This window comes from Enterococcus sp. AZ103, from assembly GCF_051714685.1.
Taxonomy (GTDB): Bacteria; Bacillota; Bacilli; order Lactobacillales; family Enterococcaceae; genus Enterococcus_A; species Enterococcus_A alishanensis.
Genome location: NZ_JBIOSI010000002.1, coordinates 789,257 through 813,892 on the forward strand (window position 1 = coordinate 789,257; position 24,636 = coordinate 813,892).

Annotated in this window: 31 protein-coding genes; 18 read left to right on the forward strand and 13 right to left on the reverse strand. The window is 35.4% G+C overall.

Annotated features, from left to right (window positions below; all coding sequences use genetic code 11):
- The first annotated feature begins 10 nt into the window (after positions 1 to 10).
- On the forward strand, positions 11 to 862 hold the full coding sequence (locus ID741_RS18415; protein WP_438721129.1) for a GRP family sugar transporter: 852 nt from the start codon (positions 11 to 13) through the stop codon (positions 860 to 862).
- Positions 863 to 916: 54 nt separating this feature from the next.
- On the forward strand, positions 917 to 1,558 hold the full coding sequence (locus tag ID741_RS18420; RefSeq protein ID WP_438721130.1) for a lactate utilization protein: 642 nt from the start codon (positions 917 to 919) through the stop codon (positions 1,556 to 1,558).
- Between the two features lie 60 nt (positions 1,559 to 1,618).
- Here the strand turns inward: ID741_RS18420 and ID741_RS18425 are convergent, their stop codons facing one another.
- The 5 genes from ID741_RS18425 to ID741_RS18445 form a co-directional block, all read right to left on the reverse strand.
- On the reverse strand, positions 1,619 to 1,864 hold the full coding sequence (locus ID741_RS18425) for a DUF3781 domain-containing protein (RefSeq protein WP_218327213.1): 246 nt from the start codon (positions 1,862 to 1,864) through the stop codon (positions 1,619 to 1,621).
- A gap of 68 nt (positions 1,865 to 1,932) precedes the next feature.
- On the reverse strand, positions 1,933 to 2,868 hold the full coding sequence (locus ID741_RS18430; RefSeq protein WP_438721131.1) for a N(5)-(carboxyethyl)ornithine synthase: 936 nt from the start codon (positions 2,866 to 2,868) through the stop codon (positions 1,933 to 1,935).
- Between the two features lie 153 nt (positions 2,869 to 3,021).
- Positions 3,022 to 3,732 carry a hypothetical protein gene (locus ID741_RS18435; protein WP_438721132.1) on the reverse strand — a complete coding sequence of 237 codons (711 nt, stop codon included), beginning with the start codon at positions 3,730 to 3,732 and terminating at the stop codon, positions 3,022 to 3,024.
- Positions 3,733 to 4,010: 278 nt separating this feature from the next.
- On the reverse strand, positions 4,011 to 4,199 hold the full coding sequence (locus ID741_RS18440; protein WP_438721133.1) for a hypothetical protein: 189 nt from the start codon (positions 4,197 to 4,199) through the stop codon (positions 4,011 to 4,013).
- A 303-nt stretch (positions 4,200 to 4,502) separates the two neighbouring features.
- The gene (locus ID741_RS18445) at positions 4,503 to 5,294 is read right to left on the reverse strand and encodes a MerR family transcriptional regulator (RefSeq protein ID WP_438721134.1); all 792 of its coding nucleotides are present in this window, start codon (positions 5,292 to 5,294) and stop codon (positions 4,503 to 4,505) included.
- A gap of 125 nt (positions 5,295 to 5,419) precedes the next feature.
- Here ID741_RS18445 and ID741_RS18450 point away from each other — a divergent pair, with 125 nt between their 5' ends.
- Together ID741_RS18450 and ID741_RS18455 are read left to right on the forward strand one after the other, a co-directional pair.
- Positions 5,420 to 5,782: a DUF1694 domain-containing protein gene (locus ID741_RS18450; RefSeq protein WP_218327208.1), complete on the forward strand. Its 363-nt coding sequence runs from the start codon at positions 5,420 to 5,422 to the stop codon at positions 5,780 to 5,782.
- A 27-nt stretch (positions 5,783 to 5,809) separates the two neighbouring features.
- Positions 5,810 to 5,980, forward strand: coding sequence for a cysteine-rich KTR domain-containing protein (locus tag ID741_RS18455; protein WP_218327207.1), 171 nt, complete (start codon positions 5,810 to 5,812; stop codon positions 5,978 to 5,980).
- 318 nt (positions 5,981 to 6,298) lie between these two features.
- On the opposite strand, the gene ID741_RS18460 is transcribed toward ID741_RS18455, so the two are convergent.
- A complete protein-coding gene (locus ID741_RS18460) occupies positions 6,299 to 6,445 on the reverse strand; it encodes a hypothetical protein (protein WP_438721135.1) in 147 nt (48 codons plus the stop codon).
- A 374-nt stretch (positions 6,446 to 6,819) separates the two neighbouring features.
- Between ID741_RS18460 and ID741_RS18465 the strand changes: the two genes are divergently transcribed.
- Complete coding sequence (locus tag ID741_RS18465) at positions 6,820 to 7,452, forward strand: pentapeptide repeat-containing protein (protein ID WP_438721136.1); 633 nt, start codon at positions 6,820 to 6,822, stop codon at positions 7,450 to 7,452.
- Between the two features lie 21 nt (positions 7,453 to 7,473).
- On the opposite strand, the gene ID741_RS18470 is transcribed toward ID741_RS18465, so the two are convergent.
- Entirely contained in the window at positions 7,474 to 7,902 is a 429-nt protein-coding gene (locus ID741_RS18470; protein WP_438721137.1) for a VOC family protein, read from the reverse strand.
- Positions 7,902 to 8,096: a DUF4177 domain-containing protein gene (locus ID741_RS18475; RefSeq protein WP_438721138.1), complete on the reverse strand. Its 195-nt coding sequence runs from the start codon at positions 8,094 to 8,096 to the stop codon at positions 7,902 to 7,904. The genes ID741_RS18470 and ID741_RS18475 overlap by 1 nt, the downstream gene beginning before the upstream one ends.
- Before the next feature lie 259 nt (positions 8,097 to 8,355).
- Here ID741_RS18475 and ID741_RS18480 point away from each other — a divergent pair, with 259 nt between their 5' ends.
- The 6 genes from ID741_RS18480 (at position 8,356) to ID741_RS18505 (ending at position 14,839) form a co-directional block, all read left to right on the forward strand.
- A complete protein-coding gene (locus tag ID741_RS18480; protein ID WP_438721139.1) occupies positions 8,356 to 9,189 on the forward strand; it encodes a class I SAM-dependent methyltransferase in 834 nt (277 codons plus the stop codon).
- A 108-nt stretch (positions 9,190 to 9,297) separates the two neighbouring features.
- Positions 9,298 to 10,194, forward strand: a complete 897-nt coding sequence (locus tag ID741_RS18485) for a MurR/RpiR family transcriptional regulator (protein ID WP_438721140.1) — start codon at positions 9,298 to 9,300, stop codon at positions 10,192 to 10,194.
- A 202-nt stretch (positions 10,195 to 10,396) separates the two neighbouring features.
- Positions 10,397 to 12,241, forward strand: a complete 1,845-nt coding sequence (locus ID741_RS18490; RefSeq protein ID WP_438721142.1) for a beta-glucoside-specific PTS transporter subunit IIABC — start codon at positions 10,397 to 10,399, stop codon at positions 12,239 to 12,241.
- A 13-nt stretch (positions 12,242 to 12,254) separates the two neighbouring features.
- A complete protein-coding gene (locus ID741_RS18495) occupies positions 12,255 to 13,679 on the forward strand; it encodes a 6-phospho-beta-glucosidase (protein ID WP_438721143.1) in 1,425 nt (474 codons plus the stop codon).
- 60 nt (positions 13,680 to 13,739) lie between these two features.
- A complete protein-coding gene (locus ID741_RS18500; RefSeq protein ID WP_438721247.1) occupies positions 13,740 to 14,327 on the forward strand; it encodes a histidine phosphatase family protein in 588 nt (195 codons plus the stop codon).
- Between the two features lie 20 nt (positions 14,328 to 14,347).
- Positions 14,348 to 14,839 (forward strand): cyclophilin-like fold protein, encoded by a 492-nt coding sequence (locus tag ID741_RS18505; protein WP_438721144.1) that lies wholly within the window; start codon positions 14,348 to 14,350, stop codon positions 14,837 to 14,839.
- Between the two features lie 35 nt (positions 14,840 to 14,874).
- Here the strand turns inward: ID741_RS18505 and ID741_RS18510 are convergent, their stop codons facing one another.
- From ID741_RS18510 to ID741_RS18525, 4 genes are all read right to left on the reverse strand, one after another.
- The gene (locus ID741_RS18510) at positions 14,875 to 15,600 is read right to left on the reverse strand and encodes an alanyl-tRNA editing protein (RefSeq protein WP_438721145.1); all 726 of its coding nucleotides are present in this window, start codon (positions 15,598 to 15,600) and stop codon (positions 14,875 to 14,877) included.
- 21 nt (positions 15,601 to 15,621) lie between these two features.
- Entirely contained in the window at positions 15,622 to 16,647 is a 1,026-nt protein-coding gene (locus ID741_RS18515; RefSeq protein ID WP_438721146.1) for a threonine aldolase family protein, read from the reverse strand.
- Complete coding sequence (locus ID741_RS18520; RefSeq protein ID WP_438721147.1) at positions 16,634 to 17,089, reverse strand: MarR family winged helix-turn-helix transcriptional regulator; 456 nt, start codon at positions 17,087 to 17,089, stop codon at positions 16,634 to 16,636. The genes ID741_RS18515 and ID741_RS18520 overlap by 14 nt, the downstream gene beginning before the upstream one ends.
- Positions 17,090 to 17,181: 92 nt before the next feature.
- Positions 17,182 to 17,925, reverse strand: coding sequence for a class I SAM-dependent methyltransferase (locus tag ID741_RS18525; RefSeq protein ID WP_438721148.1), 744 nt, complete (start codon positions 17,923 to 17,925; stop codon positions 17,182 to 17,184).
- Positions 17,926 to 18,058: 133 nt separating this feature from the next.
- Here ID741_RS18525 and ID741_RS18530 point away from each other — a divergent pair, with 133 nt between their 5' ends.
- The 7 genes from ID741_RS18530 to ID741_RS18560 all read left to right on the forward strand — a co-directional run bounded on the left by ID741_RS18530 (position 18,059) and on the right by ID741_RS18560 (position 23,603).
- Complete coding sequence (locus tag ID741_RS18530) at positions 18,059 to 18,703, forward strand: C39 family peptidase (RefSeq protein ID WP_218327195.1); 645 nt, start codon at positions 18,059 to 18,061, stop codon at positions 18,701 to 18,703.
- Between the two features lie 119 nt (positions 18,704 to 18,822).
- Positions 18,823 to 19,461 carry an NAD(P)H-binding protein gene (locus ID741_RS18535; RefSeq protein ID WP_438721149.1) on the forward strand — a complete coding sequence of 213 codons (639 nt, stop codon included), beginning with the start codon at positions 18,823 to 18,825 and terminating at the stop codon, positions 19,459 to 19,461.
- 36 nt (positions 19,462 to 19,497) lie between these two features.
- The gene (locus ID741_RS18540; protein WP_438721150.1) at positions 19,498 to 20,400 is read left to right on the forward strand and encodes a LysR family transcriptional regulator; all 903 of its coding nucleotides are present in this window, start codon (positions 19,498 to 19,500) and stop codon (positions 20,398 to 20,400) included.
- A gap of 143 nt (positions 20,401 to 20,543) precedes the next feature.
- Positions 20,544 to 20,948 (forward strand): MerR family transcriptional regulator, encoded by a 405-nt coding sequence (locus ID741_RS18545; RefSeq protein WP_438721152.1) that lies wholly within the window; start codon positions 20,544 to 20,546, stop codon positions 20,946 to 20,948.
- Between the two features lie 14 nt (positions 20,949 to 20,962).
- Complete coding sequence (locus ID741_RS18550) at positions 20,963 to 21,796, forward strand: SDR family oxidoreductase (protein ID WP_438721153.1); 834 nt, start codon at positions 20,963 to 20,965, stop codon at positions 21,794 to 21,796.
- A 123-nt stretch (positions 21,797 to 21,919) separates the two neighbouring features.
- Positions 21,920 to 22,381, forward strand: a complete 462-nt coding sequence (locus tag ID741_RS18555; RefSeq protein ID WP_438721154.1) for a MarR family winged helix-turn-helix transcriptional regulator — start codon at positions 21,920 to 21,922, stop codon at positions 22,379 to 22,381.
- A complete protein-coding gene (locus tag ID741_RS18560; RefSeq protein ID WP_438721155.1) occupies positions 22,371 to 23,603 on the forward strand; it encodes an acyl-CoA thioester hydrolase/BAAT C-terminal domain-containing protein in 1,233 nt (410 codons plus the stop codon). Before ID741_RS18555 ends, ID741_RS18560 begins: the two co-directional genes overlap by 11 nt.
- Positions 23,604 to 23,709: 106 nt before the next feature.
- On the opposite strand, the gene catA is transcribed toward ID741_RS18560, so the two are convergent.
- Entirely contained in the window at positions 23,710 to 24,357 is a 648-nt protein-coding gene (catA, locus tag ID741_RS18565) for a type A chloramphenicol O-acetyltransferase (protein ID WP_438721156.1), read from the reverse strand.
- Between the last annotated feature and the right edge of the window lie 279 nt (positions 24,358 to 24,636).

Sequence of the window (24,636 nt, forward strand, 5' to 3'; positions counted from 1 at the left end):
GGAAATAATGATGGGAATTTTTATCGCGTTACTTCCTGCATTAGGTTGGGGAATTATGCCAATCTTAATTGGAAAAATTGGCGGAGAACGAACCAATCAAATTTTAGGAACAGGGATTGGTTCTTTAATTGTTGGGTTGGTAGTTCATTTTGCTTTTTCAACTAGCAGTATTTCTTGGCCAGTTTTCTTGATTAGTTTAGCCTCAGGCGCTTTTTGGGTGATCGGTCAAACGGGACAGTATCGTTCTTTTGAAATTATGGGCGTGTCTGAAACGATGCCGATTACGACGGGCTTTCAACTAATTGGAACTTCTGTGATTGGTGTTTTAGCATTTGGTGAATGGCCAGGAACAACCAATAAATTAATTGGTGTCGGTGCACTGATTTTGTTAATTATTGGTGCTTATTTAACTTCGATTAATGATAATAAATCCGGTAACAGTCAAGTTATTAAAGGCATCATGGTATTGTTACCAACTAGTATCGGTTACTGGGTCTACAGTGCGTTACCAAAAATGGTAGACGCTTCTGGTTTATCAATTTTCTTTCCACAAATGCTGGGGGTCTTTTTAGGGGCATTGATTTATGTGCTGACTCATGACCGTCAAGTGATTACTGAGAAAAAAAGTTGGTTGACGACGATTGTCGGTATTGTTTTTGCTATTTCAGCTTTAATTTATATCTTTTCTGCCCAAGCAAATGGTGTAGCTACAGCTTTTGTATTCACACAATTAAATGTGATTGTCGCAACTTTAGGCGGCATGTTGATATTGAAAGAGAAAAAATCGCCGCGAGAATTTCGTTTCACTATTGCGGGTCTAGTTTTGATTGTGGTAGGTAGCATTATCACGGGTTTTATTTAGGCTTGTCAAATGCTTATTTTTAACGGACAATAAAGTTAAAAAGGAGCGAGATCAATGGAGCCATATAAAATTCATTTTTACCAAGTTGCCGCTGAAAATTTAACTAAGAAGTTGTCCCGTAGAAATTTTGATGTGGAAATTTGTCAGACATTAGCTGAGGCCAAAGAAAAAGCCTTAGAGATGATTCCATTAAATAAAACTGTTGCTTTTGGTGGATCGCAAACATTAGTCCAATCAGGTATTTTTGATGCACTTTATCAACGGGGACAAACAATGATTGATCGTGAAAAAGCCAAGGATTTAACTGAACGGCATCAAATAATGAAACAAGCGCTGACGGCGGATGTTTTTTTGACCAGTATCAATGGTATCTCTGAAGATGGTCAATTAGTGAATGTCGATAATGTCGGCAACCGCGTGGCGGCCATTACTTATGGTCCAGATAAAGTGATGGCTTTTGTCGGTATCAATAAAGTTTATGGTGACTTGGAAACGACGATTAAAATGGTACGAGGACAAACTTCGCCGATGAATGCCCATCGTTGGGATTTGAAAAACACGCCTTGTGCTAAAAAAGGCATTTGCGGAGACTGTCTGCAAGAAGAATGTATTTGTAATACAATTGCTGTGACTAGACGCTCATGGCAAAAGGGTAGAATCACTATTTATTTAATTCTAGAAGAAGTTGGACTTTAAAAAAGTAAGCAGCAATGCTTTCTTTTTTTTGCTTTGATACTCTATTGAAGGATGGGCAGTCTACAATAATTTATCTGCGGTAATCACCCGATAATTATGTGAGTTCACTGTTACTCTGACTTTCAAAGTCGAATTTGATATATAAAAATTTTTACCTTTTTTCTCGATAATACTATCTGGTTTGGCAATTGTTTGATAGATGAAAGTTTCGATTTCAGGAGGTGTTAACTGCAATTGTAGCTTCTTATTGATTCGTTGATAAACCAATTCAGTGTAACAAAGAGAGGTGAGAATTTTTGTTTTCATAAGTATCCTTTCTGTTAAGACGCCTAATTTATAGTATAAAAATAGTAATTGCCATTAATGATACATCATTATTCGTTTATTTCGTCAATCAATCGAGTAAGATCTTCTTTAAAAATATAGTGGCTAAATTGTTTACTTAAAACTTTGCTGATATTACGATAGGCAAAAATGGGTGTGTTAGGCAAGGTGTAATAATAAAGTCCATTTTCCTGATATATCGGTTGGTCAACTGTAGTAAAATGATTGCCTTCAATCGCGTTACCTGCATCAGCAGCAATATCAATAATCAAACTACCTTTTTTCAATTGTGCCTGTTCAGCTAAAGTCATGATTGGCTCAGCCTCATCGCCAACTTCAATCCCATTAATGACAATCGAATACTCTGGTAAATGTTCTTTAAATTCTGGCATGGTTCTGCGAGTAAACATTCGCACCGTTGGGGTCATTTTTGAAACTGCATGAAATGCACCTTGGGCTGTATTGCCAGCACCTAGTATCGCAACAGAATTTTCATTATCAGGTAACAGTCCATAATTCAAAAGGGCATGAAGGGTGCCGGCATAGCCAGCATAAAAACTATTTTGGTAAATATAATTTTTGGGAATGATTTTACTAGGATAAGATTTTCCTTGATAGAACATAGTCGGTCGGCGATTGTCTAAATCCAAAACATATAAATTTTTCGGAATGGCCTGGGTTTTCATAAAATCTTTGCCAGAACCTAATGGATGGGTCCAGCCGATAATAATTTGGTTAGGTCGAATCAACTCATAATCAGTCGGTTGAATAATCTTTAAAGAAAAAATAGCATCGCATTCCGCAAAAATCTCTGGTCGAGACAAAATTGTACAACCAGCATTCCAATAGGCTGCATCATCAATATCTAAATCACTGCCAAAACCTGATTCAATAAAGATAGCGTTTTTAAATTTATGAATATCTTTTGGTAGGAGAGGCAAACGGCGTTCATTGGGAAAATCTGATTTTATCAAACCTAATTTCATTTTATTTCCTCTTTTCTGTTTAAAAACATAGGAACCAGCAAAGTCGTCTCAAATTAAGTGTAACATGCCTGGACTACTTTATTACCCGTTTAAACTCAATAAAAAAAACAACCGCTAAAAATTATTTTAGCAGTTGTTTTTTTATTCATAGATTTATTTCATTTCATCTTTAACTTCGTTGTAAAGGTCTGCCCGTTTACCAGAAGTAGCTAAAGTTGAAAGTTCTTGTGAAGCAGTGTGATCAAAAGCTTTATCTTTAGAATCTGAAACTGACCATACGCCTGAAGAGAACGGTGTTTCAAAATCGCCAGATGAAGTGTTTTCGATAGTTATTTTGTACATATTATCTTCTTTAGTAACAGTTGCTTTCATGAAGTCACTAGCTTTACCATATTTTAATGAGCCGTTGTCTTCAGTGACTGCCATTGAAGTAGTTTGGTTTGGTGCTTCAAATAAAGCGATTTGGTCCGTGATATCAACTGTTTTATCGTCTTCAAACATTGATTTAGATAATGCTACGCCACTTTCCGCTGCTGGTGCGAAATACCAACCCATAGCACCTGATGCTGCGTGCATGAAGGCAAAGTGTAAATATTCTTCATTGCTTGATGCAGGAACTTCAAAGCTTACTGAATCACCAGGTTTAGTGATTTCTTTCGCTGATTTGTCTTCGCTAGTATCTTTACCTATGATTTGACCATATTTTTCTTTATCAGATTTTTCAGAACTAGATTTTGCTGATTGACTGGTTTTGTCTGAACTGCTTGCACTCGAGCTAGAGTTTGAATCGTTTGTGCCACAAGCTGCAAGTAAAACAGTCATCCCAGCTAATGTAATACCGCCGATTAATACTTTTTTAAACATAATAACATCTCCTAGATAATTTTTATATTTCAATTCGTTTTGTAGTTTATGCCGAAAAAATGGTTTAGGCAATTAATTGAATTTGACAATTAAAATAACAATAGTCATTGTTTTGACTTTATTAATTTGTTCGACTGAATCGTGCGAATTTTGCCATAAAAAATGAATTAGCTGAGTAAATTTGCCATGGAATATCAGTTATAAAGAAAGGGTAAAGAATCTTTCAATAAAATACAAACAGCACAGATAGGGAGTATAGACACTTGTGTTTTAGGAGGCTATTCCATATCTTTTTCAACTATGTGGTAAAGATCGGCTCTCTTTCCAGAAGTTGCTAAAGTAGAAAGGGCTTCTGAAGCAGTATGGTCAAAACTTTTTTCTTCCATATCGGTTACAGCCCAGACGCCAGAAGAAAATAGTGTTTCAAAATCGCCAGAAGAAGTATTCTCAATCGTGATTTCATACATGACGTTTTTCATCTTAACGGATGTTTTCATAAAATCATTAGCAGGATCTATTTCAAAGCGGCATCCTCTTCGCTGACTTTTTTAACAGTCTCAGCATTTGGTGCAGCGAATAAGGCAATCTTGTCGGTAACATCGACGGTATTTTCATTTTCGAACATTGATTCTATTTTTTTTAGTCTTTAAAAAATGAAAGGGTTTCGTTATTCGAAGTGATTAAATTATTTTTTGGTAGTGATAAAAGATGAATAGAAGAGGAACTTATAAAGAAAAGATTAAAAAAAGCTATCGCTGATTCGCGATAACTTAAAGGGATTTTCTTAATTCAAATAGGTTAGCACCTAATCCGCTTTTTCCTGTTAAAATATCTAATTCGAAAAAGATTGGCGGCTCATTTTCGGTAAGAGCAGGGTAGTCCTTAACTGCCTCGTCGATTCTAGCATGGTTCGTTAATTTTGTTAGATAAGTCGTTTTAGGCAGTTGCAAAACTTCTGGATGCTGGGCGTTTTTTTCATTTGGAGTCAAAGTCAGAAATAAATAAGATTGGTAGGCACCTTCACGAAACAAATATAGTGTCCCCATTTCATAAATGACATCTAAGCCCAATGAAAATACTTTCTTAATTAATTTTGTTAGACCCCGGTGAAATTCCTCCGAGCCAAGCGCCCCATCAAAAGGCTCCAGCCAATAATCGGTTGCTTCCAGGGTCAAGGTTAATTCCTGCAGACCTTTTTTCAGCGTTTCGCCACGCTGCATTTCATTTTTTAAATCGGCTAAAAAAAGTCGATGATTTTGATATAGCTCAATTTTAGTTTCGACCATGCGAATACCTTCATCAATAATTTGTTCGACATCGACAATTTCCCCGTCAGCTGTCATAAAGTCTTTTAATTTTTTTAAAGGAATACTCAATTCGGCACACAAACGAATCATTTCTACTAAATAAATATGAGATTCGGAATAATAGCGGTAGCCATTTTCTGGATTCACATAAGCTGGCGGCAAAACACCAATCCGATCATAATAGCGCAAAGCTTTGACGTGAACCCCGGAAGCTTCGGATAGTTTACCGATTGTGAGAAATTTCTTATCAACCATCATAATCTCCTTGACCTTCCCTTGAAGGGATAGTTTATAACTAATGGTAGCATATTTCAGCGGAACAATAAAAAAATTTCGTGAGATGTGAAATAAAAACGTAAATAAGTGTTAGAGGTGAAATCATGAATTTGAAAAAGTTGTTAAATTATTTGTTGCGACGCTTTACTGAAAAGAAATGTCCCAGTGAACAAGCGATTTTGTTAGGAAGTAAGAAGCAAGCAATCTGTCACTTTGTCACCTGTGAGGAATTCAATCAAAATGTCGAAAACTCTTTGGAAAAAACCAGAGAAATCCTAGCCAATGTAAAAGGCAATCTAGTTATCAACGGTAATTTAACTCAGACAGTGATTTCAAAATTAATCAAACTGTCTCAAATCCAAAATCGTCAATTTATCGTGGTGGTAAATGACGGCTACAATTTATCAATTACTGATGATGTCAATAAAGCCCAAGATTTGGCTGTTATTATAGAAGAAACTGAATAAAAATTAAAAGATAACGAGGTGAGCATGATGCAAAAGACGACAAATATCTGCTGTCCACAATGTAGTGAACCAACGAAATTAATCATTGAAAACTCAGTCAAATTGTACCAATACCCACTTTACTGCACCAAATGCCAAAAATCCTTTCTGATCGATTTATGTGATTGTAAAATCACCGCCATCAGCCATTCAAAATAGTCCACTAACAAGCAGCTTTTAGTTGCTTGTTTTTTTAGATTTCCTTAATAATTGTTTATAGATTCCTGCTATTTTGTTCAAACTAAATTCATAAACACTTGCTATATTATATACATACCAACAAACAACCCTAACACTTTTTCATTTTTAACTCCTAGCCTGTCAGTCCCCCAACTGGCAGGCCCTTTTTTTTATTTGAAAAGAAAAAGTTTTATAATTTCCCTGCATTTTGTTCAAACTAAATTCATAAAAGCCTGCTATATTATATACATACCAACAAACAACCCTAACACTTTTTCATTTTTAACTCCTAGCCTGCTAGTCCCCCAAACTAGCAGGCCCTTTTTTTGTCTCATTTCCCAAATAAATTTCTGGCTGATCAAAGGCTTGTTGTAATTCTTCAAAAAAGCGGCTGACGTGAAAACCATCAGCTACTGCATGCGACGTTGTAAATGACAAAGGCATCTGATAGCCATACTTCTTTGCGTAATGATAGATTGAGTGATATTCAAATTTGCTGTCTAATTAAAACTCATCGGATTCATTTTGGTGAAGTAATAAAAATACTTTCGTCTGGACCAGTTTACAGGGGCAATTTTTGTATATTTTTTGTTCATTAAATCACTCCTCTAATAAATGCAAGTATAAATTGTTTATCAAGATTATTTTGAATAATAATTTAATGAGGATTTCTTTGATTGATGTTCGCTGAGGAGGATTCTACGGTGTTTTCGTTTATTTGAGGAACTATCGTGGTCGAAGAAGGTCGCAAAACTCCTCATTTTTTTCTCATGCAATTTTTTTGAAAAAAGGCACAATGAAGAAGAGGAGTGATGAAAATGTTACAACCAAAAGTAAATGAAGAGCAATTAAAGTCTGGAAGTTTCTTTGAAATATATGATAGTGAGGAATTTTCTTTGGCCGATTTGAAAATTAGTGGGGAAGTAGTAGAGGATCAGAAGCTACCACATCTATTTTTAGATCGTTGCGTGATTGAGAAAACGGTATTTAACAATAGTGATTTTTCACGAGGAGAATTTACCGATTGTATTTTTAAAAATTGTGATTTCTCTAATTGTGATTTGTCTCAAGCAGCCATTCATCGGGTTGTTTTTATCAATTGCAAATTATTGGGGACACAATTGATTGAAGCTTATTTAGGAAATGTGGTTATTCAAGAGTCACGTCTGGATTTTGCTAATTTTAATGATGGGAGTTTGAAAGTTGTAAGCTTTGAGGACAATCAAATGACTAAGACGGAGTTAGCGGGTTTAACCACAAAGCAGCTAAAATTTTCTCGTTGTCAGCTAGAAGATAGTAATTTTTGGGGAACCAAATTAAAAGGAATTGATTTGAGTGATTGTGAATTTGAAAAACTATCAGTGACCCAAGAAGATTTGCGAGGTGCGACAATTAATCAATCGCAGGCGGTTTTTTTAGCGAATCAATTGTTAGGAGTACGAATAAAATAAGAGAATGACCGCAATCATTCTCTAATCTGGATAATGAAAAATTTCAAAGCGTAATTTGTCGGGGGTTTCAAAAAATAATGCGTAATAATTGGGCGCAATTTTTTCTTTGTATTCCCGTGGTTCATTATGCAAAATGTTGACATCTAACTGTTTGATTTGCAAAAAAATCTGATCAATAGCTTCGCGGCTATCGGCTTTAAAAGCAAGATGTTGTAGAGCACCAGGTTTGCGGGAATCGACTGTGTCATGAGCAAAAACTTTTTTAGGGGAACAAATTCCGAAATCAAAAGTTGGACTCAAATATTCAATTACATCCATCTCGGCATGTGGTAAGTAGCCTTTGAATTTTTTACTAACGTCAAACCCTAATAAACAAAAAAGTTCGTCATAAAAATCTTCTACTTGATAAACATCCGGCACAGTTACTTGTAAGTGATGGAAGGTGAACATTATTTGTCTTCTTTTTCAAAAACCAAATCAAATTTGCGAGGATAACCGTTAGCATTGGTTTCTACTGGAATTGCTGTGACAAAACGATAGCCTTTTTTGCCATAGTCGTTGATGATTTCTTGATGTTCTGTTATTGTTCCCATTACTAATTTTTTTGCTTCGGCATTGATAGTAACAAATTCGTATTGATACATAAAAATTCCTCCTTTTTTAAAGGTAAAGCAAATTGACAACGCTTTCCTTCTTATGTAAAATTTTAATATAGTTTCATCAAATTGGCAATTTAAGGAGGAAATCCAATGACTCGATAGCGAACTGTTTAACCGAACAGATCAGCTAAAAAGCGCTAAGAGCGCGAAATATCGGTGAAATAATCGATAAAAAAACGGGAAATTACGCAAGCCGTGAAGTTCCGTATAAACTTCTAGCGGATTTTCCAGTCAGGAGTTATAGATGAGTAACCTGTTTGAATTTATTAAAGAAGAGGTCCCAGTATTTAGTCAAAGTCGCGATTCTATTTGGTTAGATCCGCATATTGCTCAGCAGATGTTGATGGCCCACTTGGATATTAAAGGTGATGGTGCGACTCGCAACTTAGCATTTGTGGAGGCATCGCTTCAGTGGTTGAAGAAAAAATTTCCGGTGAAACAATTTACAAAAGTTTTGGATTTAGGCTGTGGACCGGGTATTTACAGTCAGCGTTTGGCTGAGGCTGGTTATTTAGTGACCGGTATCGATTTTTCAGCGAATAGTATTGCCTATGCACAAAAGCAGGCGGCAGAAAAAAATTTGTTGATTAATTATCAAGTGGGAAATTATTTACAAACGAATTTTTCTAAGGAGAAATATCAGCTAGTGTTACTAATTTATTGTGATTTTGGTGTTCTAGCCCCAGAAAGTCGCAAAAAATTGTTAAAGCAAGTATATGAATCTTTAGCTGATGGTGGACAGTTTATTTTTGACGTCTTTACTTCTGAGAAATATCAAAATTTTGTTCCTACTAAAACATGGTCAATTGAAGAAGATAATTTTTGGACTGTCGAAAGTTGTCTGCATTTAGAGGCGAATAGAAGCTACCTAGAAGGGCAATCTTATTTAGCACAACATTATCTACTTTACCCAGATTATTATAAAGAGTTTTTTATTTGGGAGAGCATTTTTAATGAAAATCAGATAAACGAGGCATTATCTGAAGCTGGATTTAGTCAGATAGAGGTTTATAGCGATGTTCGTGGTGAGAAGCTTAAGCAACATTCTGAAACCATGTGTTTTGTTGCGAAAAAATAGTTGATTGATAGTCGGAGATTTCTCCGACTATTTTTATATTTAAACCCATGATTTTAATCCTTCATGTATAATAGAAGAAAAATTTGAAACTGAGAAGAGGATTGGATCATGTATCTATTTCAGCGAATTGAAGAAGCTGTTTTTAAGAAAAATGATGCTCGGCGGGTAATTGGTGAATTTATTTTAGAGAATCGCGATCATTTACAAGAGTATTCGATGGATGAAATTGCGAAGCGAACCTTTACTTCTAAACCTACTCTGGTCCGATTTGCTAAATATTTTGATTATTCAGGTTGGAAAGAATTTTTGTATGCTTTCACCCATGAAGTCGCCTACCATGATGACACCGCCTATCATGACGTTGATCCCAATTTTCCTTTTGTAGCAAACGATGATTCACTAGAAATTGTGGGAAATTTAGTTAATTTAAAAATGCAGAGTATTAAAGATACCGTCTCACTATTAGCAATGGAGGATTTGAATAGAGCAGCAGAAATGCTTCAAAATGCTGAAAATATTGTTATTTATGGGACCAGCCCTAATCTTTATTATGGTGAATTATTTAAACGCAATTTGTTAACGGTGCATAAGAAAGCCTTCATGGCAAAATCTGGAGAAACTGGCATTATCTCACATACACTAGATGAACATGATCTGGCAATTTTTATTTCCTATTCAGGGAACAATCCGGATGAAAATCCTATCAGCAACGTCAAGATCTTAAAACAAAATGGTGTCCCAATTATCAGTATTACTAGTGGCGGACAAAATTATTTACGCGACTATTCCGACTTGGTTCTAAATATTTCTAGTAAAGAAAAGCTTTATTCGAAAATAGCTAATTTTGCTACTCAAGAGTCGATATTGCTGATTTTAGATGCCTTATTTGCAAAATTATTTGCTTTGGATTATGAAGCAAACAAAACTAAAAAAATTAGTAACTCAACAGTCCTAGAATCTAAAAGGCAAGCTACCTTTAAGGATTTGGAAGAAGACTTTAAATAAGTATCTGGGAAATTCCTAGATACTTTTTTAGTGGAATAAATTCCATTTAAATAAATGATTGATCAAAAAAAGTGGAATCTGTTTCGAGCTGTTCTGAAGCTATTGGAAACGCTAACTATTCATGCTAAAGTTTAGCCATAGACAAGATAAGAATAACCGGTTGATTCAAATAAAGCATCTTGTAATTAGAAAGGGGTACACCATGAGTAAGAAATATCAAGCCCTAGCTCATGACATCGTTGAAAAATTAGGAGGCAAAGATAACATTACTGATGGTTATCATTGTCAGACACGTTTGCGTTTTAAAGTTGTGGATGATTCAAAAATTGATGTCAAAGGATTGGAAGCTTTAGACGGTGTGACTAAATATATTTTTAATGCTGGCGTTCATCAAGTGGTGATTGGTACGCATGTAAAAGATGTATTTGAAGAAATCGAAAAAAATATTGATGTTGATCCAAATAAACAGGTAGAAACTGAAAAGAAAAGTATCATCACCTCGATTATTGAATTTGTCGCTGGAACTTTTCAACCAGTAATTCCCGCCTTATCAGGTGCAGGGATGGTCAAAGCAGTTTTAGCTTTGCTAGTCGTTTTCCAAGTGATTTCGACAGATTCACAAACCTATTATTTATTAAATATGTTCGCAGATGGCGTCTTCTTCTTTCTACCGATTATTTTAGCCTTTACGGAAGCACAGAAGTTGCGCTGTAATCCGATTTTGGCAGCTTCTGTAGCGGCAATTATGATGCATCCAAACTGGGGTGCTTTAGTCAGCGCGGGAGAACCAGTTCATTTTTTTGAAATTATTCCATTTACTTTAGCGACTTATACCGGATCAGTCATCCCAATTTTATTAGTTATATTTGTACAGTCATATGTTGAAAGGTTCTTAAATCGAATCATTCCAAAAGCTGTCGAATTAGTTTTTGTACCTATGCTAACATTTTTAATTATGGGAACTTTAGCATTTGCAGTGTTAGGACCGATTGGCAGTGTTTTAGGAGGCTATTTAGCGACGTTCTTTACTTTCCTAAGTGTTAATGCCAGCTGGTTACCAGCAGTTTTAGTGGGTGGATTGCTACCAATCATGGTGATGTTTGGTTTACACAACGGTGTAGCTCCTTTAGGCGTGATGCAGATGGCTGAACTCGGCTATGACAGTATTTTTGGTCCAGGTTGTGTGTGTTCAAATATTGCACAAGCATCGGCGTCAACTGTTGTCGCTTTTCGTACGAAGGATAAAAAATTGCGTCAAATTGCAACCTCAGGTGCGATCACAGCATACATGGGCATTACTGAACCAACTTTATATGGTGTTAACCTTCCTAAAAAATATCCTTTAGTAGCCGCAATGATTGGTGGGGCAGCCGGTGGTTTATATGCGGGACTAACGAACACTCATCGTTTTGCCACGGGCTCTTCAGGTTTGCCGGCAATTTTACTTTATATTGGTGATAATTCGATGCGTTTTTTCTGGAATATCGTGATTGCATTGATTATTTCAGCCGCTGTTTCAGCTGTTTTAACGTATGTTTTAAGTTTTAAGTTTGAAAAAAAAGAGCTACCAGAAATAAAGGAAATCATTTTAGAAGATACTTTAGTTGTTAGTCCGTTAAAAGGGGAAGTGATTCCCTTAAGTGAAGTAAAGGATGAAGCATTTGCTTCTGAAGCTTTAGGAAAAGGCTTTGCTATTGAACCGATTGAAGGAAAAGTTGTCGCACCATTTGATGGGAAAGTCGTTGCTATTTTCCCAACCAAACATGCTATTGGTTTAGTTTCCGATACTGGAGTGGAAGTTTTGATCCATGTTGGTTTAAACACCGTTGAATTAAATGGTCAATATTTTGATGCATTAGTCGAAGCAGATGATGTGGTAAAAAAAGGACAACCATTATTAAACTTTGACTTAGAAAAAATTCAAGCTGCTGGTTATGAAACACAAGTGCCAGTCGTAGTTACTAACAGTCTACAATATGCATCAGTTGAAACAATCTCAATAGGACTAACCGATTGTAATCAAGCTATTTTAGCTGTGAAAGTTTAAGGAGATGAAAACAATGGCTTTAGATAAAAACTTTTTATGGGGTGGCGCAACTGCTGCGAATCAAGTTGAGGGTGGTGTCTTAGAAGGTGGACGCAAACTTTCTAATATCGATTTGTTACCTTACGGCGAAGATCGTAAAGCAGTCGGTTTAGGCGAATTAGAGATGTTGGAATGGCAAGAAGATTATTATTATCCAGCGCAAGAAGCGATTGATATGTATCATCGTTATATGGAAGACATCCAATTATTTGCTGAAATGGGCTTTAAAGTGTATCGGATGTCGTTGTCTTGGTCACGCATTTTTCCAAATGGAGATGAGCTAGAACCAAATGAGGCTGGCTTAGTTTTCTATGAAGAAATATTTAAAGAACTAAGAAAACACAAGATTGAACCGTTAGTAACAATTGCACACTTTGATGTTCCGATTCATTTAGTGAAAGAATATGGTGGCTGGAAAAATCGTCAATTGATAGATTTCTATACCCGTTATGCTGAAACTGTCTTAAAACGTTACCAAGGATTAGTAAAATATTGGTTGACTATCAATGAAATCAACATATTACTCCATCAACCTTTCGTTGGCGGTGGGATTGTTTTTAAAGAAGGCGATAATAAAGAAGAAATAAAATATCAAGCGGCCCACCATCAATTAGTTGCCAGCGCATTAGTGACCAAAATAGCTCATGAGGTGGATTCAGAAAATCAAGTGGGTTGTATGTTGGCAGGTGGTAGTCATTATCCATATACTTGTCGGCCAGAAGATTATCAAGAAGCGATTAGACGAGACCGTGAAGGATACTTTTTCATTGATGTGCAGGCTCGTGGGAAATACCCGAATTATGCACTGAAAAAATTTGAGCAAGAGAAGTTGAATATTCAAATGGCGGTAGAAGACACTGAAATTTTAGCAGCTGCACCAGTTGATTTTGTGACTTTTTCTTACTATTGTTCACGAACTGTCAGTGCCCATTCTGAAGATTATGAGCAAGCAACTGGAAATATTTTTGCTTCAATTAAAAACGATAACTTACCGTCGACTGAGTGGGGTTGGCAAATTGATCCCTTAGGATTACGCAATTCATTGAATCAATTATACGATCGCTATCAAAAACCATTATTTATTGTAGAAAATGGTCTGGGGGCTATCGATACACCAGATGAAAACGGCTATGTTGAAGATGATTATCGGATTGATTATTTAAAAAAACATATTGAAGCGTTTAAAGCTGCCGTTGAAATTGATGGGGTTGAGCTAATGGGTTATACCACTTGGGGTTGCATTGATTTAATCTCAGCGAGCACAGGACAAATGAGTAAAAGATATGGCATGATTTATGTCGATCGACAAGATGATGGATCCGGTACTTTGAAACGTTCAAAGAAAAAATCATTTGACTGGTATCGCCAAGTAATTGCCTCAAATGGAGAAGTTTTATAAAAACAGATTAGGTTGTATCTTAAATTTAAGGTGCAACCTTTTTGTAAAGGAGTGTTTTAAATAAAAACTTTATATCTAGTACGTCACGGTGAAACCTTATTTAATCAGCAAAATAAAATCCAAGGTTGGTGTGATGCCCCTTTGACTGAAAAAGGTATTCAGCAAGCATTAACGGTAAAAAATTATTTTGCTAAAAGACAGCTGACTTTTGATAAAGCTTATTCGTCCACTTCTGAAAGAGCGCGTGATACGTTGGCACTCATAACGGATCAGCCTTCTACTTGTTTAAAAGATTTGCGGGAATGGCATTTTGGTAGGCTAGAAGGAGAGAACGAGCGGATTAATCCACCTCTACCCTATAATGATTTTTTTGTTTCTTACGGAGGTGAGTCCCAAACAGCATTTCAGCAACGAGCAATTGAAATCTGTCAAAAAATTATGCAAGAAGATGGAGAGCAGATCCTAATTGTTAGTCACGGTGCCTTTTGTGGCAGATTTCGAGAATATTGGCAGACCCATAGTTTGACAGAAAGAAAAGTGGCGACTATCGACAATTGCTGTATTTTTATCTATCAATTTGAGGCAGAGATATTTCATTTGACTGAAATCATTTCTCACCAAGAACAATTGTTAGCACTTAAAAAGTAAGTCAGAAAGGTGGTCACTATTTGAAAAGGTTATTCTTACTTATGTTTTTACTATTGTCAGGTTGTACTGTCAATCAAAATACCTATGAAAATATTGAGGAGAGTACATCTCAAACAGCAACGATTCAATCACGAAATAATTTGGAGGAAAATGTAATGCGACTTTTGCTAACAATAAACGAGCAGAATTATACCATCTCCTTAAATAATTCTCAGGCGGCAATAGATTTTTATCAAATGATGCCACTTGATTTAACTTTGTCAGACTTTAATCAGACTGAAAAGGTGGCTGACTTACCAAAAAGTTTACGAATTGACGGTTCACCCAGCGGAGCAGCAGCTCAGTCAGGACAGCTAGCTTATTATGCACCTTGGGAGAATTTAGCAATTTTTTATCAAGATTTTAGATACGGAGAAGGTTTAGTTATTTTAGGTGAAATTGATCAAGGCGCAGATATGTTAAGGAATTTGAACCAAAATGTTGAGATTACCTTTTCACAATTGAATGAATGAAACAACCACCGAAAATTTTTTTCGGTGGTTGTTTTTTAAATTAAAGTAACTTTGATTCTTTTTTTCAAACGACCTTTATTTTTAAGTTGCTCGACAGAAATTTGACCAACTTCTTTGGTACTAGTTATATGTGTTCCAGCGCAAGTTTGCACATCGACATCTGCAATTTTGACTAAGCGAATATCCGTAATAAATTCTGGCACTAAATTAACGTAAGTGCGCACCAAGTCGTGATTTTCAGTCAATTTTTCGCGGGTGGTATGTTCAATCGTCACAGGGTAATCTGCTTGAATTAATTTTTCCAGTTCTGCTTGTAAAAATTCTTTTTCTAATTTCTCAGGCACAGTTTCTTCGGGAAATTTGATTTCTAAACGGGCATGGTCTTCTTCAATTTGATTACTAGTAGCTAAAGCACCATAATGTTTGTAAAAATATCCAGAAGTTAAGTGTAAGAGAGTGTGGTAACGCATGTTTTTTAAGCGGTAAGCAGCATCAATTTTTATTGTTACTTCTTGTACGTTTTCAGGTAAAGCCTCAGCCAAATGATATAGATAGCTATAATCTTGATCTCTAGTAATATCTTCAATCGAATATTCGGCGGCATCAATCCATAGTGAAACAATGTCTCTTGGTTGTCCACCTCCGCCAGGATAAATAATCGTTTGATTTAGTGCGACGGTTTTCCGATCAGGACTGATAAAGATAATCTCGCTTGGACAAGTCATTTGGTAACTATCTGTTAAATAAAGTTCGGTTGTCATTTTTTCTCCTTTGGTAAAAATTTATAGTAGAGCTAGTAATGCATCTATATTTTCTTCCTTTGTTGCCCAGCAAGTAGCAAAGCGAACAATTTGTCGTGTGTCGTCGTATTTTTCCCAACGTGCAAATTTAATTTTTTCTTGTAGTTCATTGATTTTTTCATTAGTCATTACGAAAAACTGTTGATTAGTAGGAGAATTTAAATATTGTTGATAGCCTTTAGCTAACATTCCCGTCTTTAATTTCATTGCCATATCAATGGCGTGTTGACTAATGTCAAAATATAAATTATCCGAAAATAATTCCAAAAACTGAATGCCAATTAAACGACCTTTAGCTAGTAATGCACCGTGCTGTTTAATTAAAGTAGTAAAATTTTTTGGTTCATTATTTTTAGTAAAAACAATTGCTTCACCGCAAAGAGCACCAATTTTTGTTCCACCAATATAAAATATGTCGCAAAGTCTAGCAATATCTTGAATCGTAACATCTGCTGAAGGACTTGCTAAACCGTACCCTAAGCGTGCACCGTCTAAATATAAAGGTATCTTGTGTTTTTGGCAGACAGCTGCTAAAGCTTCTAGTTCTTTTTTACTGTACAAAGTACCGTATTCGGTTGGATAAGAAATGTATACCATACCAGGAAAGACCATATGTTGGTAATTGGCATCTTGATAGAATGTTTCCACCAAATTATCCACGTCCTCAGCCTTAATCTTTCCTTCTTTAGCTGGTAAACTCAAAACTTTGTGACCACTAAACTCTATGGCACCTGCTTCATGTGTACTGATGTGACCGGTTTCGGCTGCAATAACTCCTTCATATGGTTGTAATACCGAATCAATAACTATTTGATTGGTTTGTGTTCCACCAACTAAAAATCGAATCGTTGCATCTGGACATGCGATAGCTGATTTAATTTTTTCAGCTGCTTGTGCAGAAAAATCATCTTCACCATAACCAGCTTCTTGAATCATGTTTGTTGCAATTAAACGATGCAAAATTCTTTCGTGAGCACCCTCTAAATAATCATTTTCAAATGAAATCATTCTTTTCCTCCAATTCATTTGGCACAACTTGATATAGGATTTCTTCAATTTTTTTCATAGCAGCTTTTAATTCCGAAATATCTTTTTCAGTTAGTGGCGTTAATAAATCAATAACCTTTTGATCAGATTGGGCCTCAACATATTGATTTAATTCTAACCCTTGATCATTTAAATATAGGTGAAAGATCCGGCTATCTTGAGCATCCTTTTCGCGTTTTAAATAACCAGCTTTCTCTAATTTACTTAAAATTCGGCTCAAATAACTTTTGTTAATATTCAAACATTTGGTTAATTCATTTGCCGTGATACCAATATTCCGACCAATTTCTCCAATAATCCGCATTTCTAACATCGAATAATCCAAATCAAAAACATTTTTGTCGAAAACGCCGAGGATTCTTGTATAGTATCGATTAAATCTTCTAATTTCTTCAGTCTCCAAAAGAAAACTCCTTTCTAAATAGTTTACTTTGTCAACTAAATATAAAGTAGAAAGTTTCCATTGTCAACTAAAAAAGATTGAAACAAAATGTTTCAATCTTTCTTCCGTGCCACAACAATCATTCGAGGGCTATTTTTATCATAAGCTGTTTTTTGGTAATCACCATAAATTTGGACATCTGAATACCCAGCTTGACGTAATAATTTGCGATAATCAGCAGCTAAAATAATTTTGTAAATAATGTCATATTGATTTTCTTCTAATCTTTCAGGACTGTGATATAAATCTAATACTTGAATTTTTTGGAAATTTTCATCATGACTTTTTATAAATATTCGAGAAAAATCAGGTCGATTAACGACGACTTCAACTGGTGGCAAAGCTAAGGTGAAATCGGTCATTCCTTGGGTTAAAACCAATAAACCATTTGGATTTAATCGTTGATACATAGATTTTAAGGCTGTAAGTAAATCTTCATCGCTGTGAAGATGAGGCAGGGAAGTGGTTAAGCAAATAATACTGTCAAAAGTTTCATTAAAAGCATCCTCTAAAAAACGAAAATCGGCTTGGCGCAATGGGATTTTTGTTTTACGCTCGGTTAAATTTTTACTGGCTACTGCCAACATAGCTGGTGAATAGTCTGAACCCATCATTTGAAAACCTAGCTTATTCAACATATAAAGATGCTGACCTGTTCCACAAGCACAATCTAAAACAGTCTCCACTTGATTTTCAGTAAATAATTTTTCAAAGAACAGCTCTTCTGCTCCTAAATACGCACTAATTTCGCCAAATTCGTCATAATCCTGGGCAAAATTTTGATATAAATCTTTCATCCAACCACCTCTTTTTCAAATTATAACATTTTTTTTATTTTTACTTGACTTAAAGTTAGCTCGAAGGTGTAAACTCAAAAAAAATCGAGAAGAGCTGAGTAGTATAAAAAAAATAATTTTACTAAGTTTACCATTGATATTGGTAGCTTTAAGCGGAAATTTTCAACAAGTTTATTCCAATACGACAAAGAGTCAACAAACAACTATCAAAAATCCAATCAATTCTCAACAGGTTTTATTAGATGTACCACTGGAAAATCAATTTGAAGGCGAAAGGTTACAAAATGGTTGCGAAGTTACTGCTTTGTCAATGCTGTTAAATTATTATGGTTACGGCGTCAATAAAAATCAATTGGCCGATCAATTGACTTATCAATCTTTTAGAACTGGTAGTAATCAGTATGGCAATCCTCATTTAGGATTTGTAGGTAATATTAAGGAAGGTCGACAAGCCATGGGTGTTTTTGTAGAGCCGATTGAAGAATTGGCAAAAAAAGTTGTGACTGACGAAAAAATTATTACTAGTAATGGTGATTTGTCTTTTGATAAAGTTTTGAATCAGGTTGCACAAGGCAATCCAGTTTGGATGCTGGCAACGGTTGATTTACAGGTACCAACGGCATCAGACTTTCTACCATGGCCGACAGCCGAGGCCGAGTTGACGGTCACGCCACTGATTCATGCGATAGTGGTGACTGGATTTGATGAAAGCAGTCAAACAGTCTATCTTAATGACCCATATGGTGAAAAAATCGTGCAATCAGTTATCAAGATTTAGCCAGTATTTATCAGCAAATGGGCCAGCAGGCACTTTTTTTGAATTAAAAAAAAGATGATTGACTTGGAGTTTACTCCAGGTGATATGCTAATTTTAATTAAGAAATTGGAGGAAATATGATGAAAATAATCATTTTAGGAGCGGCAGGTCAAATTGCCAGAATGTTGACTACCAGATTGATTCAAGAAAGCGATGCTGAATTAGTATTATACGCCCGAAATGCAACAAATCGATTAAAGAATCCTGACGAAAATCGTGTAAAGATTGTAGATGGTGATTTTAATGAAGAAGCAAAATTAGTTGAAGCTATGAAGGGCGCAGATTTCATTTATTTAAATGATATGAATTCCCCTGAAGCGACGGAGGTAATTGTCAAAGCTGCTGAACAAGCTGGACAACCATTCTTAATTGGTGCGACTATCTTAGGAATTTATGATGAAGTAGCTGGCCCTTTTGGCAAATGGAATGCCCGAATGGTCGGTCAAACAGGAACCAATCGCCACAAAAAATCAGCTCAAATTTTTGAAAAATCTGGTTTGGATTATAGTTTACTTCGTCTGACTTGGTTATATAATGAAGTCGGTAATTTGAATTATATGATTACCCAAAAAGGTGAACCATTTATTGGTGCTCAAGTTTCTCGTGAAGCAGTTACTCAATTAATTTTGGATATTGTATCTGACCCAAATAAATATCGAAAAACTAGCTTCGGCGTCAGTGAACCAGATACTGATTTTGCTAAACCCTCTTTTTATTAATTGATTTTGCTATAATGAAACAAAAGAGGTGAGGTCATGTTGTTTAAACAAATGCGGTATTTTGTTTCAGTTGTCAATCAAAATAGTTTTACTGAAGCAGCTGCTGAAGAATTTATTTCCCAGTCTGCTATCTCTCAACAGATTCGAGCATTAGAAGAAGAGTTGGGAGTAGATTTGTTCGTTCGGCAACACCGCAAATTTTCTTTGACACCAGCAGGTCAATATTTTTATCAAGAAAGTCAACAATTATTGGCACAAATCGATCGAGTGGTTAAAGAAACTAAAATGATTGGTGAAGATCCCGAAACCCAATTGCGGGTGGGCTATTTAAGAGTCTATGGAGGTCAAGAATTACATCAAGCAATCGCCGACTTCAACGAAATTTATCCAGAGATCGCCATCAATATAATTAATGGAACCCATGAAGAATTATATCAAGAGCTACGACAAAATACGGTAGATATTGTTTTAAGTGATCAACGCCGAGCCTTTTCGGAAGAGTACGTGAATTTTGAATTAATTCAGCCCAAAACCTTTGTGGAAATCTCTGCTAGAAATCCCTTGAGTCAGCAAGACAAAATTGAAATAAATGAATTAGCGCAATTGCCCTGTATTTTAATTACTTCAAAAGAGCAGCAAAGCCATGAAGAAAATTTTTACCGAGATACATTAGGCTTTAGTGGCAAATTTTTATTTGCCGAGAATTTAGCTGAAGGCCGTTTAATGGTGGCAGGGAATCAAGGATTTTTACCAATCGAAAGCGTGGGTACCTTGACTCCAACCGAAATCTCCATTAGACGTATTCCCTTAGAAAAAAACCATCAAGCTGTAGTGCGGAATTATTGTGCCTTTTGGAAAAAAGAGCGAACCAATTATTTTATCGAAGAATTCGCTGCAATATTGAAAAAATTAATCATTACGAATGAAGAAGTCTTTTAAAGGCTTCTTTTTTTGCATTAGTTATACTTATCCATGAGATTAGTATTCGAAATTGTTTGATCAAATAAAACAGGTAAAATACTAAGAGTAGTCAATCAGAATAGCTAATGAATATGATCTTTTTATCCAAGGAAGGAGTCAAAATGAATATAAAAGAAGTCAGTCAAAAAACAGCTTTAACCGCTGATACGTTAAGGTATTATGAAAAAATCGGGTTGATTCCACCGATTACGCGAACTAGTGGAGGGATTCGTGATTTTAACCAAAATCATTTGCAGTGGATTTTATTTACGAAAGATTTACGGCAAGCAGGATTATCGATTGATAGTATTTTAAATTATATTGCCTTATATCGGAAACATGAAGATAAAGAAATTGAGCGTAAAGAAATATTGCAACAACAGAAAAAGTTATTAGTGGATAAAATTGACGAACTAACTACCACATTAAATTTTTTATCGGAACGAATTGATCATCATCAAGAATTTGTTGAAAAAATAGAAGAAAAATTGCCTTGCTTTGATCCTAGTCAATGTGTGGCATCTTAATTGGAGGAATAATAATGAGTAAAACATGGTTAATCACAGGTGTAAGCAGCGGTTTTGGTTTGGAAATGACCAAACAATTATTGGAAAAAGGCGATACGGTTGTCGGAACCGTTCGAAATGATAGAAATGTGAAGGAATTGATGAATAACTATCCAGATACTTTTTTTCGTAAGTTTTTAGATATGACTGATACGAAAGCAGTCCAAGCTTTAGTTCAAAAAGTTTTTGATAAATTAGGTAAAATTGATGTGGTTGTTAGTAATGCAGGCTATGGACTGTTTGGTGCTGCTGAAGAGTTGACGGATGATGAAGTAGATAAAATTTTAAATACTGATTTAGTTGGTTCAATTTATTTGATTCGAGCAGTGTTACCCTATTTGCGTAAACAAGGATTTGGACGCATCATCCAAATCTCAAGTTATGGCGGACAGGTCGCTTTTGCTGGCAATTCAATGTATCATGCTGCAAAATGGGGGATTGAAGGTTTTGTAGAATCTGTTGCCCAAGAAATGGCGCCTTTTAATGTTGGAATGACTATTGTGGAACCAGGTGGTGCTCGAACAGAATTTCGTTATGGTAGTGCCCAGGTGGCTAATTTAATGACAGAATACAACGGCAATCCTGCTCATGCCTTTTTGTCGATGTTAGATAAAAATAATGGTTTGGCAGTGGGTGATCCGACAAAAATGGTCCGTCGAATGATTGAAAGTGTCGAAGTCACACCAGCGCCTTTACGATTAATGTTAGGTTCCCAAGCATTAAATGATACGATTAAAGTTTTGGAAAAAAGAATCGCAGCCTTTGAAGCACAAAGAGAACTAGCCGCCTCAACAGATATTGTGGAGTAACCAAACTGAGGAGATTTTCCTCAGTTTTTTTGATGAAATAGAGTAGATTAATAAAATCAGAGATTGACATTAAAAATAATTATGATAACTTATTGTAAAGCGACTTAACAATAAGGAGAAGAAATGAATATAGAATTATTACAGCAATTTAATCATTTGATGACAGAGTATAAAGAATTAGAGAAAACACAACATGTTATTTCAGATTTGAATTTGGCAGAAATCCACACCATTGTCTTGATTGGTAAGCAACCGGAAATCAATGTGAACAGTTTAGCACTTTTAAGAGAGATTTCTCGCAGTGCCGCCTCTCAATTGACAAAAAAATTGGAGACAAAAGGATTTCTGCAACGTAAGACAACGGAGAAAAATAATAAAGCCGTTCGCTTATCTTTGACTCCCAAAGGTGAAGAAATATACGCTACCCATCAAGCGCAACAGCATTACCTAGAGGAAAAACTAAACGATGTTGTTAAGCAATACAGTGAGGAACAATTACAAGTAATTATTGATTTTATGAAGAGCGTTGAAAAAGTCTGGACCGAACTTCCTTGGATCAATGAAGGTAAAGTAAATGGAAAATAAGCATTTTTTGATAACTGAAACTAGTTCAGCGGCTGATGCAATAATAAATTTGAAGCTGAAAGATTTGCCATCCTGTACAGAAATGATGATTCGGACAGAAACAAAGGGTCCTTATTATTGTATTAATGCACCTTTAAACTATTCGACTGAAACTAAGTGGATTGCTGAAAATAAATATTTGAGTGATGAAAAGGGTAATTTAGATTTAAATACAGCTCCAGCTATTTCTGGAAGCTATCAAGGTGTTTCCCCTATGGGATGTCTGTCTTTTTTGTCAGCAAAGAAAATCACTAAGCAAAAGAAAGAAACTAATTTAGATAATATTTCATTGAATGCAGCTTTTTCAATCAAACTAGAAGTTTATTTAGACAAAATTCCAATTGATTCATGTGTGATTGAACGATATTTTATGAATGAAAAAATAGCATTTAAGCAAGTCGCTTTTTCTGCTTGTAAAGGAAGATATTTTTATCCTAAAGAGGCAACTAATTTACCTGCAATTATTGTTGTAAGTGGTAGTGAGGGCGGTATTGAAAAAGCTCAAGCTATCGCACAATTACTAGCTAGTCATGGTTTTGCAACACTGGCTATTAGTTATTTTGGTCTAGATGATCTAGCCGTTAATTTAGCTGAAATACCGCTAGAAATAATTGAAGAAGGGCTTGATTTTTTAGCGTTGCAAGAGGAAGTGAATAAAGATCGAATCGGGATTTACGGTCGATCAAAAGGGGCAGAGTTTGCACTTTTGGCAGCTAGCTATTTCGCAAAAATTAAATGTGTCGTAGCAAATTCTCCAACAAATGTAGTTTACGAAGGAATTAAGCAACATTTACCAGCCAAAAAATCTAGCTGGACTTTTCAAAAAATGCCAATTCAGTATGTCCCTTATAAATTTGGTAGTGCAATTCTTGCAAAAATTAAGGGGAAAGAGTATCCAGACAACACTAAAAAGATGGAGGCAGAAATTCCAGTAGAAAAAATTAAAGGTAATATCTTGTTAATTTCCGCTATAAAAGATGAAATTTGGCCGGCATATTCGGCGAGTCTGATGATTCAAAATCGTTTAAATTTAAATCAGTTTCCATATAAATTTGAATTAGCGCTTTATCCCAATAGCGGACATATGTTAACACTGCCGTTTCAGCCTAATAATCGTTATAAAAAAAAAAAACAATGTCACAGTCATGGAAGAGACGCTGGACGCTTGGCAAAAGACCGTTGATTTTTTCAAAGAAAACCTCTAATTAAAAGCTTTACAAAAATACCCCATCAATTTCGCGGTTGATGGGGTTTCTTATTGAATAACTTTTCTTATACTGTGCTACTACTTATAAATATTCCTTCGGTCTGCTTGCCATTTCAGTAAAAATATTTAAAAATTCTGCGGCATGATAGCCGTCACAAACTGCATGATGGACTTGTAAAGCAATCGGCAAATAAACTTTATCAGCAGAAAAAATGAACTGTCCTGCTGTAACAATCGGCAACAGATAATCAGGATTGTTACCGATATTTAAATTAAAACTAGAAAAGCTGGTCCAAGGAATCATCGAAAGATTAATGACATTCTCAGGTAGTTCTGATTGTGGGAAAAGTTTTTTACTGCTGCCATATTTTGCTACGTCAGCTTGGTATTGCCGATGGAACTCTTTAAAGTCTCCAGTGTACTCAGTTAGCAAGCATGAAAACTTTGTCGTTTTTTTATTAAATAAAGTATACATGGGATTTACCGTTTCGTAATAACCCAGTTCTCCCTCAGGGTTCAATGCCATTCTAAAATTCTCTTTTTGATTGGTAATCTTAATGATTAAAAAAAGAAAACCAGCATAAAAAGAAAATTCGTGTTTTTTTAGATAGCGATATAAGGGAGTTACGTCAATTTCTTTGGTCAAACTGAAAGTAGTTTGCTGTTGGAAATAATAGTCAAAAATTTCTTTGCGATCCCAGTTTTTTATGTCGATAGGAATAAATGCCATGATAAAAACTCCCAATTTTTAAATTAAAATTTGTAGTTGTGTACTATTTACTTTGATTGTAGCAAAATTTTGAACTAAACAGCAGGCGAAGCTCAAAATTTCTGTGGTCAAATCATACAAAAGATAACTAGCGTTTTGGCCATTAGAAACAGTGATAATGGAAAAACGGCAAAATTCCTCTGATTTTTTTATGAATTTTAAAGAAATATTTGATGAAAAATCTATAAGTTTCAGAAAACGGTATCAAAAAGAATTATACTAGAATTATGATGAGAAGAG